We start from the raw sequence: 14,790 nt of genomic DNA, 5'->3' as shown, positions 1-14,790 counted from the left end.
CCTCCTTGGAAAAACAGGCGCCAAGCATAGGACAACTTCGCTCACACGCTAAGTCGACTTCGCAACAACTTCGCCATGCCTTCCAGTTCCGCCGCCGGGTTATGCCCGATCAGCATCCACGCATGTTCCATGTCTGCCCAATAAACCACATTCATCCTGTGTCGAATTTCATGGGCGAAATGCCGGCTGCCGATGTTTGAACGCTTGGCGCACAAGGCAATTGGGCCATGTGCCGGGTCCAGATATGTAATCTGCGCGATAGGCATGCCGTCGTATTCGAGGATTTGCGCGCGCTTCAATTCTGACCGAGGCAAGGCCAGTTGCGCAGGCGTCAGGCTCAGGCCCAGGCGCGCGTCGATGGTCCGCAGTTGCGCCCGTTGCGAAACTTCATCGACGGGCAAGTGTTCCAGGGTTTGCGGCACGTACAGCGACATATAGTCGGCGACCAGGCCCCGCCAGTTGCTCTTTTCCTGGCTCAATTGCCAGCCAAGGAACAATCGATCTGCCACTACCCCGCTGACCACCAGGCCCGCCGCCGCAGCGAGGAACCAGCGTCGACTCATGGCCGGGCGTTCAGGCGAAGGCAAGGTGTCGAGCATCGATTGCAAGCGGTCGATGGGCGCTTGCTGGGCGAGTTCGTCGTAGGCCACTTTGAATGGCAGGCTGCTGCGGGCCAGCCATTGCAGGCGCAGGTTGAGTGTAGAGTCTTCGGCGATGGCCGTATCAATGCGGGTGCGCTGGTCGACATCAAGATGATCGTCGAGGTACGCCACCAGTTGCTCGTCTGAAGGTGTCGCGCGCTCGTTCATCGACGTTCTCCCGTAAAAGGGTTCGGTACTGTGTGCAGTGGCGGGTATTCGGCCAGTTTCACCCGGGCGGCGGCGAGGCGGCTCATGACGGTGCCGATGGGCACTTGCAGCACCTCGGCGACTTCGCGGTACGACAGGCCTTCAACGTAAGCCAGGTACACCGTTTCACGCTGGGCCTCGGGCAGGGCGTCGACCCGGCGGATGACCTGGGCGGCGAGCACATGAGTTTGCGCCACGGATTCTCCGTCAAACGACAGCTGGCTATCAGCATCGACGAGGCCCTGACCCTGGCGCACCCGCCGGGATCGCACTTCGTTGAGCCAGATCGAATGCAGAATGCTCAGCAGCCAGCGGTCCATGCGGGTGCCGGGGACAAACTGCCCGGCACGCTCCAGCGCCCGAACGCAGGTGGCTTGCACCAGGTCCTCGGCGACATGCCGCTGCCGGGACAACAGCAGGCCGTAACGCCATAAACGCGCCAAATGCTGGCCCAGTTCAGCTCGTATTGCCTGATCGCTGGCGATGGCGACCTCCGTCTGTTCGGTGTGTCAGGTTTTCGATGAGTCGCTGATGGCTTCGGCCAGGTCCTGGTATTCCTCGCACGTGCTGCCACAGATCGATTTGATCTGCTGCAACTGCTCTTGCGCCAGGTCCAGTCGACCTTTGATCACGTAGGCTTCGCCCAGGTATTCACGCACTTGCGCATACTGCGGATCAAGTTTGACCGATTGCAGGTAATAACCGATGCCTTCGTCAGTGCGCCCCAGTTTACGCGTGGCGTAGCCGCGGTAGTTCAGGGCCTTGGCCGTGTTCGGTTTCTTGAGCGTGTCGAGCAGCGCCAACGCTTCTTCGTAACGACCGTCCTTGGCTAGGCGATAAGCATAGTCGGTTCGGTCGGCGTCCGGGACCAGGCTGCTGGTTTGCATGACGCACTTCTGCGACTTGGTGTCGAAAACCTGGCCTTTGGGGCAGTTGGGCTTGGCCGGGGCGTCATCGTCGCCATTGGCCAGGGCCAGCGAACTGGACAACGCAACGGCGAGCAGCAGCGGGGCGGTGAACACAGCAAAACGGATAGTCATGGGCAATGCTCCGTAGGGAAATTCGTTTCAGTTGGTTCTTCCTGAACCCAGCGAAATACAAAACCCAGCCAATCTGGCTCAGCAGCAAGATATAAAGCACCCGTGCGCGGTCTTCGCCAATACATTTATCACGCCCTGATTGTCCGTTGGTGGTCATGGTGAGGTGGTCGCAACGTGGCGGTGAATCCGGGTTCGGGTTGTTAACGGGCAATTCTCATGGGGCGTTGATTGGAGAACACCGCAGGGTGAACAATTATTCATTTCTTTGTGACGAACATTGCGAGGAACCCTTGGATCGAGGCGCTATGCTCGACTGCACTCGTCGTCGATCGGGAGCACTGCCATGAAAGATCAGGTCCATCATTCTGCCGCTACGGGTTACAAAACGGGGGCCGACGCCTACGTTCGCGGCCGCCCGGACTATCCGCCGCAAGTGGCCGACTGGCTGAGCAATACTCTGGGCTTGAACGCGGACAAAACCGTGATCGATTTGGGCGCGGGCACCGGTAAATTCACCGTGCGCCTGGTAGCGACCGGCGCGCAGGTGATTGCCGTGGAACCGGTGCCGCAGATGCTTGAGAAGTTGTCCGACGCGTTCCCCGATGTGTTAGCGGTGAGCGGCACCGCCACGGATCTGCCGCTGCCGGATGCTTCGGTGGACGTGGTGGTCTGCGCCCAGGCCTTTCATTGGTTTGCCAGCACCGAAGCGCTGACCGAAATCGCCCGGGTCCTCAAGCCCGGCGGCAAGCTGGGCCTGGTGTGGAACCTGCGGGATGCGAAGGTGAGTTGGGTGCCGAAACTGGATGCGATCGTCAACGCGCTGGAAGGCGATACGCCGCGCTACTACACGGGAGCCTGGCGTCAGGCCTTTCCTCATCCGGCGTTCGGGCCGTTGCAGGCCCAGCATTTCAGCCATGGGCACACGGGGGCGCCGGAGGATGTGATCTTCAATCGCGTGCGCTCGACCAGTTTTATTGCGGCGTTGCCCGAGGAGCAGCGGCAAAAGGTCGATGAACAGATGCGGGCGTTGATTGCGGGGGAGCCTGAATTACGCGGCAAGGATGTGGTGACCGTGCCTTATGAAACCGTGGCGTTTGTGGCGGTGAAGGGCAGTTAGATCGACGGTGCGGCCTTCGCGGGCAAGCCTCGCTCCTACAAAGGCACCGTATCCCCGTAGGAGCGAGGCTTGCCCGCGAAGAGGCCAGATCAGACACTACAACCTGAGGCAGTCCCGCTTTTGGCCGAACCACTGCCTTACTCCCCCAGGCAATGCCTTGTTATAGTCCGGTCCTCATTTTTGCCCGGTAAAAGGATCACTGCCATGTCTCAGTACACCGCGTTCACCGTCGAACTGGCCGATAAAATTGCCCATGTGCAGATCAATCGCCCGGAAAAGATCAATTCGATGAACGCCGCGTTCTGGAGCGAGATCATCGAGATTTTCCAGTGGATCGACGACACCGATGAAGCCCGGGTTGTTGTACTCAGTGGCGCCGGCAAGCATTTTTCTTCCGGCATCGACCTGATGATGCTGGCCGGTGTGGCCAATGAACTGGGCAAGGACGTCGGCCGCAATGCGCGCCTGCTGCGCCGCAAGATCCTCGCCCTGCAAGCGTCGTTCAACGCCGTCGATAACTGCCGCAAGCCAGTGCTGGCGGCGATTCAGGGCTATTGCCTGGGCGGCGCCATCGACCTGATTGCTGCGTGCGACATGCGCTACGCCGCTGAGGGCGCGCAATTCTCGATCAAGGAAATCGACATCGGCATGGCCGCCGACGTGGGCACTTTGCAACGCTTGCCGCGGATCATCGGTGACGGCATGCTGCGTGAACTGGCTTACACTGGTCGCACCTTCGGCGCCGAGGAAGCGCGCAGCATCGGTCTGGTCAATCGCGTTTACAGCGACCAGGCCAGCCTGTTGGGCGGTGTGATGGGCATTGCCCGCGAAATCGCCAGCAAGTCGCCGATTGCGGTCACCGGCACCAAAGAGATGATCAGCTACATGCGCGACCACCGCATCGACGACGGCCTCGAATACGTCGCCACCTGGAACGCCGCCATGCTGCAATCCACCGATTTGCGCGTGGCCATGGCCGCCCACATGAGCAAACAGAAACCCGAATTTCTGGACTGATTAAAAATGACTTCACGCTGGACCACTGCAGTACTGGACACCGATCAACCCGGCGGCTGGGCCGTGGCTCGCAGCCCCGAAGGCTTTCTGTTCGACGACAATGGCGCGCTGTTCCCTCGCGAATGGCTCAAGCGCCAGGACCTGTCGATCCTGGCCGAACATGGCATCGGCCACCTGGATGGCGAACCGGTCTATCTGCTGGAATTGCGCAGTCACAGCGATGTACCGGGCTGCAACTGGAAAGGCTTGCGGGCGTTCATGCTCGACGGCGATCACACGGTGTACAAGGTGCTCGGCTATGCCGCGCAGATTGGCACCTGGTACCGCGAGCATCGCTTTTGCGGCAACTGCGGCCAGGCCGCGACGCAAGTTCCCCGTGAGCGGGCGATGTACTGCGAGCCGTGTGATTTGCGTTATTACCCGCGCATCTCGCCGAGCATGATTGTGCTGGTGACCCGGGGCGACGAAGTGTTGCTGGCTCGTTCGCCACGCTTCGTGACCGGGGTCTACAGCACGTTGGCGGGGTTTGCCGAACCGGGCGAGTCAGCCGAGGACTGCCTGATTCGCGAGGTGCGCGAGGAGGTGCAGATCGAGGTCAAGAATATCCAGTACCTGGGCAGCCAGTGCTGGCCGTTCCCGCATTCGATGATGCTCGGTTTTCACGCCGAGTACGCCGGTGGCGAAATTGTCTGCCAGGAAGATGAAATCGAAGACGCCCAGTGGTTCAACGTGCATGAGTTGCCGCCATTACCGGCGTCGCGCTCGATTGCTCGTTACCTCATTGATGTCTACGTGGCGCGGCGCTTAGGCCACGCTGAACCAGTGCTGCCAGGCTAGCCGCACGGTCAGGCCCAGCACAACGGTGATGAACACCGGACGAATGAACTTCGCGCCGCCGCTTATGGCGGTGCGAGCCCCGAAGAACGCGCCGACCATCACCGACAGGCCCATGCTCAGGCCGATGATCCAGTCCACCTGCCCGGAAAACACGAACACCGACAGCGCCGCGATGTTGCTGACGAAGTTCATGCTGCGCGCCACGCCGCTGGCCTTCACCAGGTCAATCGGATACATCAGCATACTGCTGACGGTCCAGAACGCGCCGGTGCCCGGGCCGGCCACACCGTCGTAGAAACCGAGGCTGAAGCCTTGGGTCGATTGCCACTTTTTCTTGATCGGCGCATCGCTGTCCAGCGGCGCTTTCGGTGTGCCACCGAACAACAGGTACAGGCCACAGGCAAACACAATCACCGGCAGCATCTTGTTCAGCCATTCGGCCGGCAGGTAATGCGCGACCACGGCGCCGGTCAGCGCACCGACCAGCGTGCCGACGATGGCGTGCACCCACTGCCTTGGATGGAACAGCTTGCGGCGATAGAAAGTGAAACTGGCGGTGGCGGAGCCGAAGGTCGAACTCAGTTTGTTGGTGCCCAGCACCAAGTGCGGCGGCAGGCCGGCGGTCAGCAACGCCGGGGTGGTCAGCAAACCGCCACCGCCGGCAATGGCGTCGATGAAACCGGCGATGAAGGCGACGAAGGCCAGAATGGCCAGGGTGGTGAGGTCAACGCTGAGTTCGAAAGGCATGGAAATCGGCTTATTTGGCGGGGTGCAGCAAGGGGCTGCGGGGAAGGGCCGATATCTTACCTATATCCAAAGTTTGCGGCGACTGGTCTGGCCCCTTCGCGAGCAAGCCTCGCTCCTACGGGATTTATGTCATCCCCCCATTTTGTGATGACCACAATCCCGTAGGAGCGAGGCTTGCCCGCGAAGGCGTCCTCCCAGGCGCTACATCACTTGGCCTGCGGCCCATTCCCGATCTGCCACACAAACGGCGGCTCCGTCCCGTTGATCGTCCAGTCCCCAACGATCCGCGCCTTGTAGATCAGCGGATTATGCGACGACACCGTCCGCGCATTGCGCCAATGCCGGTCCAGCGATTTCCCCTCGCGAACATCCGAGGCCCCCAGCGCATTGAACAACTGCGTGGTCGCTCGCAGGATCAGTTCAGAAACCACGACTTGCGCCTTGGCTGATTCGATTTCCGCCGCAACATTCGCCGCCCGCTCAAGCACCCCATCACCCGAGAATCGCGCCAGGTAGGCCCGTTGCGCCGGTTGCGCAGCCTTCAAGGCACTCGCTTCAGCGGCGTACACCCACGCGGCGATGTCACCAACCACTTGCTGAACCTGCGCATCCTGGCTGACGTGCCGAGCATTGCCGTGGCTGTAAATGCGTTTGCGCTCGCTTACCTGATGAGCCACGTCGCGCAATGCCGCGCGACCGATGCCGGCCAGGGTTGCCAGCAGCACCAATTGATAGAACGCGGTCTGGTATTTGAAGCGGGTGGCAAAGTCGATCACGTTTTCGGCGTCGACGTCGGCGTCGATAAACCGCGAGGTGCCACTGCCGGTGGTGCGCTGGCCAAAACCGTCCCAGTCATCGCTCTGCACGATCCCGGGTTGTCGGGTGCGGACGGCGGCAATCACATCGCCGCCGGTGTCGCTGCGTTGGGCATACACGTCGATCCAGTCGGAAAACAGGCTGCCGGTGCTGTAGAACTTCTCGCCATTGAGCCGCCACTGGTCGCCGTGGGGCGAGACTTTGGTGATGACATCGCCGATTGCCACGCTGCCGATTTCAGTCCAGGCATTGCCGACAAGGTCACCGTCGACAAAGCGCCTGAACCACAGATCCCGGCCCGGTCCCGGCGGTGAGTTCAAGCGGTCTTCGACAAAGGCGAAATGCCCGCGCAGGGCCTGGGGCACGTTGGAATCGGCTTCGGCCAGTTCGATCAGCAACTCGAACAATTGCGGCAGGGACGCGCCGCCACCGCCATATTCCACCGGCACCCGCACGGCGCCGAAACTGGCGTCCTTGAGCCATTGAATCGGTTCGAAGGGCAGGCGGCGGGTTTGTTCGCGCTCCACGGCGCCGGCGGCGATGCGCTGGAAAATCGGCCGGAATCTTGAGGCCAATGCCTCATAGTCGGTGCCATTGGACAGAGGGTTGATTACCTGGTGTTCGGTCATGAGACGGCTCCTTGGGCAGTGAATGCCAAGGGGGATTGCACGGACCATGCCGTGTGCTTTTGGCCAGGTTTTGCGTGGTGTTATCGATGTTCAGGTGTGCCCGCCTGTTGCTCAGCCAACAGCGCATCCGCAAATTGCCCCAGACCCACCGACATCTGTGGCGAGGGAGCTTGCTTCCGCTTGAGTGCGCAGCGCTCACAAATATTCTGGGGCTGCTGCGCAGCCCAGCGGGAGCAAGCTCCCTCGCCACAGTGGTCTCTCAAGAAAACTGCGCTGGCACGGTTGCTGCTCTGCCCCAAGGACTTCCCAACGTCCCGAGGACATGCCAATGAGTCAGCAAGCCGTCAAATTTGCCTACTGGGTGCCGAACGTCAGCGGCGGGCTGGTTGTCAGCAAGATCGAGCAACGCACCCACTGGGGCATCGACTACAACCGCAAGCTGGCGCAACTGGCTGAAGAGGCCGGGTTCGAATATGCCCTGACCCAGATTCGTTTCACCGCCGGTTACGGTGCCGAGTTCCAGCACGAGTCGGTCGCCTTCAGTCATGCGTTGCTGGCCGCTACGACCAAGTTGAAAGTGATCGCCGCGATCCTGCCGGGGCCTTGGCAACCGGCCTTGGCAGCCAAGCAACTGGCGACCATCGATCAGCTGACAAACGGCCGAGTGGCGGTGAATATCGTCAGCGGCTGGTTCAGGGGTGAATTTCAGGCGATTGGCGAACACTGGCTGGAACACGACGAGCGCTATCGCCGTTCAGAAGAATTCATCCGCTCGCTCAAAGGGATCTGGAGCCAGGACAACTTCACCTTTCGCGGAGACTTCTACCGCTTCGACAACTACAGCCTCAAGCCCAAGCCGCTGGGCCACCCGGAAATCTTCCAGGGCGGCAGTTCCCGCGCAGCCCGGGACATGGCCGCGAGGGTCTCGGACTGGTACTTCACCAACGGCAACACGCCTGAAGGCATCAAGGCCCAGGTCGACGACATTCGCGGCAAGGCTGCGGCCAACCATCATTCGGTGAAAGTCGGGGTGAACGCGTTTGTCATCGCTCGCGACACGGAAGAAGAGGCCCGGGCCGTGTTGGCGCAAATCATCGATCAGGCTGACCCGGATGCGGTGAACGCGTTCGGTGATGCGGCGAAACAGGCGGGCAGGGCGTCGCCAGAGGGCGAGGGCAACTGGGCGAAATCGACGTTTGAGGATCTGGTGCAGTACAACGATGGCTTCAAGACCAACCTGATCGGCACGCCGCAACAGATTGCCGAGCGCATCGTGGCGTTGAAAGCGGTGGGCGTGGACCTGGTGCTGGCGGGGTTCCTGCACTTTCAGGAAGAGGTGGACTATTTCGGCAAGCGGGTGTTGCCGTTGGTGCGGGAGCTTGAAGCAAAAGCAGCGGCCAAACAGCAAGCCGCAGTCGCCTGAACACCAAAACCCCTGTAGGAACGAGGCTTGCCCGCGAAGGCTGATTCACAGTCAACAAATAAGTGGCCTGTTACATCGCCTTCGCGGGCAAGCCTCGCTCCTACAGGGGATCAGCGGTTACAGACCGAGGTCGGACAGGCCTGGGTGATCATCCGGGCGACGACCCAGTGGCCAGTGGAACTTGCGGTCGCTTTCCTTGATCGGCATGTCGTTGATGCAGGCAAACCGGTTGGCCATCAAACCGTTTTCATCGAATTCCCAGTTTTCGTTGCCGTAGGAACGGAACCAGTTGCCCGAGTCGTCGTGCCATTCATAGGCATAACGCACGGCGATGCGGTTGTCGGTGAAGGCCCAGAGTTCCTTGATCAGGCGGTAATCCAGTTCTTTGGCCCATTTGCGGGTCAGGAAACCTTTGGCTTCTTCGCGGTTGTAGGCGAACTCGGCGCGGTTACGCCACTTTGTGTCCAGGGTGTAGGCCAGCGACACGCGTTCCGGGTCGCGGGAGTTCCAGCCGTCTTCGGCCAGGCGAATTTTTTCGATGGCTGATTCACGGGTAAACGGCGGCAATGGCGGACGAACTTCGGCGTTAGACATTTACAGTCTCCCTTTCAAATTAACGTTCAAGCAAGTTGTCGGGCTTGGTTCAAGTGTTACAGGTCCAATAACTTTCGCGCCATGCATTGCGCATTATCGGCGGCACTGTGATCACCCATCACAAGCGCTACGGTAATGGCGCCGTCGATCAGGATCAGCAGCTGTTTGGCCAGCATCTGCGGATCGGTAGCGCCATGTTCGGTGCAGAGCTCGCGCACGTAGTCGAGCAGCTTCTGTTTGTGGTCTTTGGCGACCAGGCGAACCGGGTCTAGCGGGTCGCCGGTTTCACCGCTGGTGTTGATGAACGCGCAGCCACGGAAGCCTTCAGAGGCGAACCAGGCCTTGAGCACGGTAAACAGGTTGAGCAGGCGGTCGGCCGGGGTTTCAGCCTGGTCGACTTCACTTTGGTACCACTTCATCCAGCGCACGTCGCGGCGTTGCAGGGCGGCGACGGTCAGCTCCTCCTTGTTGGCAAAGTAGCGGTAGATACTTTTTCTGGAGACGCCGGCGGTTTTCACCAGAAGATCCATTCCGGTGGCGGCGATGCCACTTTTGTAGATCAACTTTTCGGTGACATCCAGAATGATGTCGCGTGTGTCGTTGCTGGTAAGTTCGTTCATGTGGCGAACAGTAGAACGATCATTCTCCTTGGTCAAGCGGGTATTTTATTTGCCTGTTAAATTGCCTTCGCGGGCAAGCCTCGCTCCTACAGGGGAATACAATCGCCGTAGGAGCGAGGCTTGCCCGCGAAGGCGTCATTACAGACGCTCACAAGACCCAAGCGGATCCATGGTGTAAGCTCTCGGGCTATTCGGAATTGACCCATTGCGAGCCCTATGCCGTCGCTTTTCAAACGCTCTCTGCTGCCTAAACTGCGCAGTTTTCCGCTGACCGCCGATGCCGTCACCATTCTTTCCGGCGCTGCCGAGTTCCGTCGTTGCCTGCTGGAAAAAATCGCCAGTGCCACCCAACGTATCTATATCGTTGCGTTGTACTTGCAACAGGACGAGGCCGGTCAGGAAATCCTTGATGCCTTGCACGCCGCCAAACTGGCGCGTCCAGAGCTGGACGTGGTCGTGGTGGTGGACTGGCTGCGCGCTCAGCGCGGCTTGATCGGTGCCGGCAAACAGCCCGGCAACTCGGCCTGGTATCAAGAGGCGACCCGCACCCACGAAAGTGTTGTGCCGGTATACGGCGTGCCGGTGCAGACTCGCGAGCTGTTCGGCGTGCTGCACTTGAAAGGCTTTGTGATCGACGACTGCGTGATCTACAGCGGCGCGAGCCTGAACAACGTTTACCTGCACAAGTTCGACAAGTACCGCTACGACCGTTATCACCTGCTGCAGAATCACGCGCTGGCCGATTCCATGCAGCACCTGATTCAGCACGGTCTGATCGCTTCCAAAGCGGTGCATCGCCTCGACCTGCCGAACCTGCCGACCACCCGCAGCCTGCGCAACGACATTGGCGATTTGCGCAGCCGTCTCAAGCACGCGGCGTACGACACCACAGCCGGCAGCACGGTGAAGGGCGGCTTGTCGGTGAGCCCGTTGCTTGGCGTGGGTAAGAACAACCCGTTAAGCCGGGTGATCTGCGAGTTGATCGCCAGCGCTCAGCATCAGCTGACCATCTGCACGCCGTACTTCAACCTGCCATTGGCGGTGACCCGGGAAATCAACCGGGCCCTTGGCCGTGGGGTGAAAATCGACATCGTGGTCGGCGACAAGACCGCGAACGACTTCTTCATCCCGCCGAGCGAGCCGTTCAAGGTGATCGCCGCGCTGCCATATCTTTACGAGATCAGCCTGCGGCGCTTTGCCAAACGCCATCAACACAGCATCGACAGTGGAAAGTTGAACCTGCATTTGTGGAAGGACGGCGACAACACCTATCACCTCAAAGGCATGTGGATCGACCAGCGCTACACCTTGCTGACCGGTAATAACCTCAATCCACGGGCGTTCCGTCTCGACCTGGAAAACGCGCTGCTGATTGATGACCCGAAGGGCGAGTTGCTGGAGCCGCGCAGTAATGAACTGGGCGAGATTTTCCAGAACACCACGCGCATCCAGCGGTATCAGGATCTGGAAACGCTGCTGGAGTACCCGGCGGCGGTGGCCAAGTTCCTCAAACGCGTCAGTCGGGTGCGGATAGAGCGGTTGCTCTATCGTATTTTGTAAGGTTCAGTGCTGCCGAGGCTGTGGCCACAACGCCACCAGCAGCAACAGCGCAGCGGCAACCAGGTAGGGCAAGCGCGGATCGACGTCGTAGATCAACGTCGCCGCCAGCGGTCCGATGACCACCCCAAAGCCCTGCGCGGCACCAATGGAGCCGGCGGTGGCGCCTTGTTCCGAGGCGTCGACCGCGTTGGCAGCCAGTGCGGCGAACGACGGAAAGATCAGCCCCATCCCGCCCGCCGACACGAAAAAGCACAGCCATAACCCCCACGCAGCATCCGCCAGGATGCTGCCGGCAAAGCCCACAGCCGCCACGAGTGCGCCCGCGCGAATCAGCCGCAGCGGCGGCCATTCGAGCCGCCGCACCAGCAGTTGCGAACAGATCAGCGCGAAACCGACCATGGTCAAGGCGATGCCAGCGGTTTGCGCCGCATCGGCCGGACTCATGCCGAGTCGGTCGAGGGCGAAGAAGCCGACGGTGATCTGCGCAATCGACACACAGAGCATCGCCACAAACGCGACGGCCATTGGGCGACGCAGTCGTGGATCGTTCAGACGAACCTTGCGCGGCGCTTGCCGCAGGTGCAGTTCCTGACCCTTGAGCTTGTAGTGCAGCACCACAAACGCCAGCAACGGCAGGATCGCCATGGCATAGAACGGCAAGCTCAGACTGAAGCGCGACAACAACGCCGCAATCGCCGGGCCGATCACCAGGCCGCAGGCGTTGGCCGCGCCCAGGGCCGCCATGGCTTTGGCGCGGTGTTGCGGCTCGATGTTGTCGGCGATCAGCGCGTTGCCGCCCACCGGAATCGCGGCATAGAACACGCCGATCAGGCCGCGTCCGATCATCAACCCGATAAACCCCAACAGCGCTGACGGCAGAAAACGCAACGAGGCATCGATGAACAGGCACAAGGCCCAGTAGGCGAGGGTGAAGCCGGCCGTGGCGATCAACAGAATCCGTCGTCGGCCATAGCGATCACTGGCCTGACCCCAGGGGCGGGCGAGCAACATCCAGATCACCCCGGACACCGTTACCGCCGCGCCGGCCTGCCAGGTGGCCAGGCCCAACACCCGGGCGATCGGCCCGATCAGGGAGACGAACGCCATCATCGACATGGAACAGGCCATGTTGGCGACCATGAGTGGGCGCAGGTCGAAGGCAGGGGTGGTCATGGTGAGTCTTCCGTGAGCTTTTGTTATTGGCGGGGATGTTAGCGCGGGTTATGTGCAAGGCAGGAGGAATATCGGTGAGCGTGATAATGCCTTCGCGGGCAAGCTCGCTCCCACATGGATTTTGTGTCGATCACAAATCCACTGTAGGAGCGACGGTGCGACGATTCGACCTGCTCGCGAAGGGGCCCGCTCTGAAGCTACAAAAAATCAGTTCAAACCCAATTTCCCACGCAACGTGGAAAGATCCTCAGCCAACGTATTCACCGGCCCCACCAATGCCTTGCGGTCGTTCTCTTTCACCTTGTCATACGTCTCAAACCCACCCTCCTTGGTTTTGTACTTCGCCAGAATCTTGTTCACGCTGGCGAAGTTCTTGTCGACCTTGGCAATAAACGTCGGGTCCTGCTTCTCGATCTGCGGACGGAACAGGTCGACGATTTTCTTCGCGCCGTCGATGTTGCCCTGGAAGTCATACAGGTCAGTGTGGCTGTAGCGGTCTTCTTCCCCGGAGATCTTGGTCGCCGCGACTTCCTCCAGCAGGGCAGCGGCGCCGCCCACCACTTTTTCAGGCGGGAAGGTCAGGCCGGCCACGCGGGTTTGCAGGTCTTTCACGTCTTTGTTCAGGCCATCGGCCAGCTCGTCCAGACCCTGGGTGCTGTTTTCCGAGAACAGCGAATATTCAATGCGATGGAAACCGGTGAAATCCTCAGCCTTCACGCCTTTTTCGTGATCATCGACGCGCGAGTCGATGGAGGCGTCCAGGTCACTGAACAGCTCGGCAATCGGCTCGATTGACTCGTAGTACACCCGGGTCGGCGCATAGAGTTTCTTGGCGGTGGCCAAGTCACCTTGTTTCACCGCGTCGGTGAATTGCTGGGTGTGGCTGGCCAGCTCATCCAGTTGCTCGGTGACGTAGATCTTGTAATCCGAAATCGGCTGCACCAGCTCCAGCGGCGCCGTCGCCGCGAATGCCGAAAGCGGGGTATTGAGCAAGCCTAGGGTCAGCAATAACGCGAGGGGCGACTTTTTCATGGGACGGTTCCGTGTGGGGTTTTCAGGTGTTGTTTTTGGGTGATGTGGCGTCAAGCAGCGAGCGACCGATGAAGTCCTTGTCGCCCGTCACACCCGGCAGGGTGAAGAAGTAACCGCCGCCGACCGGCTTGAGGTATTCCTCCAACGGCTCGCCGTTGAGTCGGGTCTGCACGGTGATGAAGCCTTTTTCCAGATCGGCCTGGTAGCAGATGAACAGCAACCCCATGTCCAACTGGCCGTTCTTGTTAACGCCGTTGGAGTAGTTGAACGGCCGGCGCAGGATCAGGTTGGCCTGGGTCGCAGCGGTGCGCGGGTTGGCCAGGCGGATATGCGCGTCGAGTTTGGTCAGTTTGCCTTCCGGGTCTTTGGCGTAGTCGGGGACCTGGGTTTCATGCGCACCGCCCACGGGCGCGCCGGTGGCTTTGATGCGGCCGAGAATGCTTTCCTGTTCCTGCAATGGCGTGCGATCCCAGCGTTCGACGAAGTTGCGGATGATCCGCACCGCCTGATAGCTGCCATTGGCGGCCCACGCCGGTTCCTCGCTGCCCGGTTGCACCCAGACGATGCTGTCCATGGCCTTGGAGTCGTTGGAATCCGGGTTCGCCGAGCCGTCGCGAAAACCCAGGAAATTGCGCGCGCTCTGCGCCGGCACACCGGGTTTTGTCGGGGCCTGGGGCGGCACGCTGCCTTCCTGTTTCCAGCGCACCAGCAGCAGGTCCGGCAGGTTTTTCACAATGTCGCGCAGGGCGTGGATGTTGGTGTCGGTGGTGTTGGCGCAGAACTGCAGACTCAGGTCGCCGTGACAGCAATCGGCGTCCAGGGCGTCGTTGGGAAAACCGACCATGCGGATAAGCCGTTTGGGCTTGGCACTGGCCAGGCCGAAGCGCTCGTCAAACAGCGACTCGCCCACCGACACGGTGATGGTCAGATTGTCCGGTGCGACCACCGGGCCGAGGATGCCCGAATCCACCGGCGGCAGTTTCGGATCGATTTGAGCCACCGGGCCACCCTGCATCAGGAAGGCGATGCGCTCATTGAGGGTGCGGAACAGCCGCTCCAGGTCTTCGCGATCACTGGCCAGCACATCGAACGACACCAGCATTCCCGATGCCGGGCGTGGGGTGACGATACCGGTCTGGTGCCTGCCGTGGAGCGCGTGGCGGTCCTCGGTCTTGTCGCTGCTCGGTGCTTCGGTGACTTGCGCGGGGCTTGCGGCCATCGCCGGACAGCTCAGTGCGGAACCTGCCAGCGCGACACCAGCAGCGCCCATGCCCATCAATACCCGGCGCCGCTGGAGGTTGAAGTGTTCTGAATCGTTCATCGTTTTGAGTCTTCTG

Annotated in this window: 15 protein-coding genes; 5 read left to right on the top strand and 10 right to left on the bottom strand. The window is 60.7% G+C overall.

The window, feature by feature from the left end:
• Positions 1-41: 41 nt before the first annotated feature.
• The 3 genes from ACA051_RS16025 to ACA051_RS16015 form a co-directional block, all read right to left on the bottom strand.
• A complete protein-coding gene (locus ACA051_RS16025; RefSeq protein WP_497303045.1) occupies positions 42-809 on the bottom strand; it encodes an anti-sigma factor family protein in 768 nt (255 codons plus the stop codon).
• Entirely contained in the window at positions 806-1,291 is a 486-nt protein-coding gene (locus tag ACA051_RS16020) for an RNA polymerase sigma factor (protein ID WP_255141626.1), read from the bottom strand. The genes ACA051_RS16025 and ACA051_RS16020 overlap by 4 nt, the downstream gene beginning before the upstream one ends.
• Before the next feature lie 66 nt (positions 1,292-1,357).
• Positions 1,358-1,888, bottom strand: a complete 531-nt coding sequence (locus ACA051_RS16015; RefSeq protein ID WP_497370810.1) for a tetratricopeptide repeat protein — start codon at positions 1,886-1,888, stop codon at positions 1,358-1,360.
• A gap of 343 nt (positions 1,889-2,231) precedes the next feature.
• Between ACA051_RS16015 and ACA051_RS16010 the strand changes: the two genes are divergently transcribed.
• The 3 genes from ACA051_RS16010 (at position 2,232) to nudC (ending at position 4,859) form a co-directional block, all read left to right on the top strand.
• Entirely contained in the window at positions 2,232-3,005 is a 774-nt protein-coding gene (locus ACA051_RS16010; protein WP_497370808.1) for a class I SAM-dependent methyltransferase, read from the top strand.
• 204 nt (positions 3,006-3,209) lie between these two features.
• Positions 3,210-4,022, top strand: coding sequence for a crotonase/enoyl-CoA hydratase family protein (locus tag ACA051_RS16005; RefSeq protein ID WP_497370806.1), 813 nt, complete (start codon positions 3,210-3,212; stop codon positions 4,020-4,022).
• A gap of 6 nt (positions 4,023-4,028) precedes the next feature.
• Complete coding sequence (gene nudC, locus ACA051_RS16000; RefSeq protein WP_083376822.1) at positions 4,029-4,859, top strand: NAD(+) diphosphatase; 831 nt, start codon at positions 4,029-4,031, stop codon at positions 4,857-4,859.
• Here the strand turns inward: nudC and ACA051_RS15995 are convergent.
• Positions 4,827-5,606 carry a TSUP family transporter gene (locus ACA051_RS15995; RefSeq protein ID WP_109631768.1) on the bottom strand — a complete coding sequence of 260 codons (780 nt, stop codon included), beginning with the start codon at positions 5,604-5,606 and terminating at the stop codon, positions 4,827-4,829. The two genes, nudC and ACA051_RS15995, sit on opposite strands and share 33 nt — an antisense overlap.
• A 206-nt stretch (positions 5,607-5,812) precedes the next feature.
• Positions 5,813-7,051, bottom strand: a complete 1,239-nt coding sequence (locus ACA051_RS15990; protein ID WP_497370803.1) for an acyl-CoA dehydrogenase family protein — start codon at positions 7,049-7,051, stop codon at positions 5,813-5,815.
• A 328-nt stretch (positions 7,052-7,379) separates the two neighbouring features.
• Here ACA051_RS15990 and sfnG point away from each other — a divergent pair, with 328 nt between their 5' ends.
• The gene (sfnG, locus tag ACA051_RS15985; protein ID WP_497370801.1) at positions 7,380-8,474 is read left to right on the top strand and encodes a dimethylsulfone monooxygenase SfnG; all 1,095 of its coding nucleotides are present in this window, start codon (positions 7,380-7,382) and stop codon (positions 8,472-8,474) included.
• A 117-nt stretch (positions 8,475-8,591) separates the two neighbouring features.
• Here sfnG and ACA051_RS15980 read toward each other — a convergent pair whose 3' ends face one another.
• Together ACA051_RS15980 and ACA051_RS15975 are read right to left on the bottom strand one after the other, a co-directional pair.
• Positions 8,592-9,068 carry a nuclear transport factor 2 family protein gene (locus tag ACA051_RS15980; RefSeq protein ID WP_497370799.1) on the bottom strand — a complete coding sequence of 159 codons (477 nt, stop codon included), beginning with the start codon at positions 9,066-9,068 and terminating at the stop codon, positions 8,592-8,594.
• Positions 9,069-9,124: 56 nt separating this feature from the next.
• Positions 9,125-9,688, bottom strand: a complete 564-nt coding sequence (locus ACA051_RS15975; RefSeq protein ID WP_497303029.1) for a TetR/AcrR family transcriptional regulator — start codon at positions 9,686-9,688, stop codon at positions 9,125-9,127.
• Between the two features lie 216 nt (positions 9,689-9,904).
• On the opposite strand from ACA051_RS15975, the gene pssA reads away from it, so the two are divergent.
• A complete protein-coding gene (gene pssA, locus ACA051_RS15970; RefSeq protein ID WP_497303028.1) occupies positions 9,905-11,248 on the top strand; it encodes a CDP-diacylglycerol--serine O-phosphatidyltransferase in 1,344 nt (447 codons plus the stop codon).
• 3 nt (positions 11,249-11,251) lie between these two features.
• Here pssA and ACA051_RS15965 read toward each other — a convergent pair whose 3' ends face one another.
• From ACA051_RS15965 to efeB, 3 genes are all read right to left on the bottom strand, one after another.
• Entirely contained in the window at positions 11,252-12,421 is a 1,170-nt protein-coding gene (locus ACA051_RS15965; RefSeq protein WP_497370797.1) for an MFS transporter, read from the bottom strand.
• 207 nt (positions 12,422-12,628) lie between these two features.
• Positions 12,629-13,453: an iron uptake system protein EfeO gene (gene efeO, locus ACA051_RS15960; RefSeq protein ID WP_497370795.1), complete on the bottom strand. Its 825-nt coding sequence runs from the start codon at positions 13,451-13,453 to the stop codon at positions 12,629-12,631.
• Positions 13,454-13,475: 22 nt separating this feature from the next.
• Positions 13,476-14,774, bottom strand: coding sequence for an iron uptake transporter deferrochelatase/peroxidase subunit (gene efeB / locus ACA051_RS15955; RefSeq protein WP_497370793.1), 1,299 nt, complete (start codon positions 14,772-14,774; stop codon positions 13,476-13,478).
• Positions 14,775-14,790 lie beyond the last annotated feature (16 nt).

Source organism: Pseudomonas sp. LBUM1669, from assembly GCF_059695705.1.
Note: the sequence above shows the minus strand (reverse complement) of the source record. Positions and strands in the feature narration are given on the sequence as shown.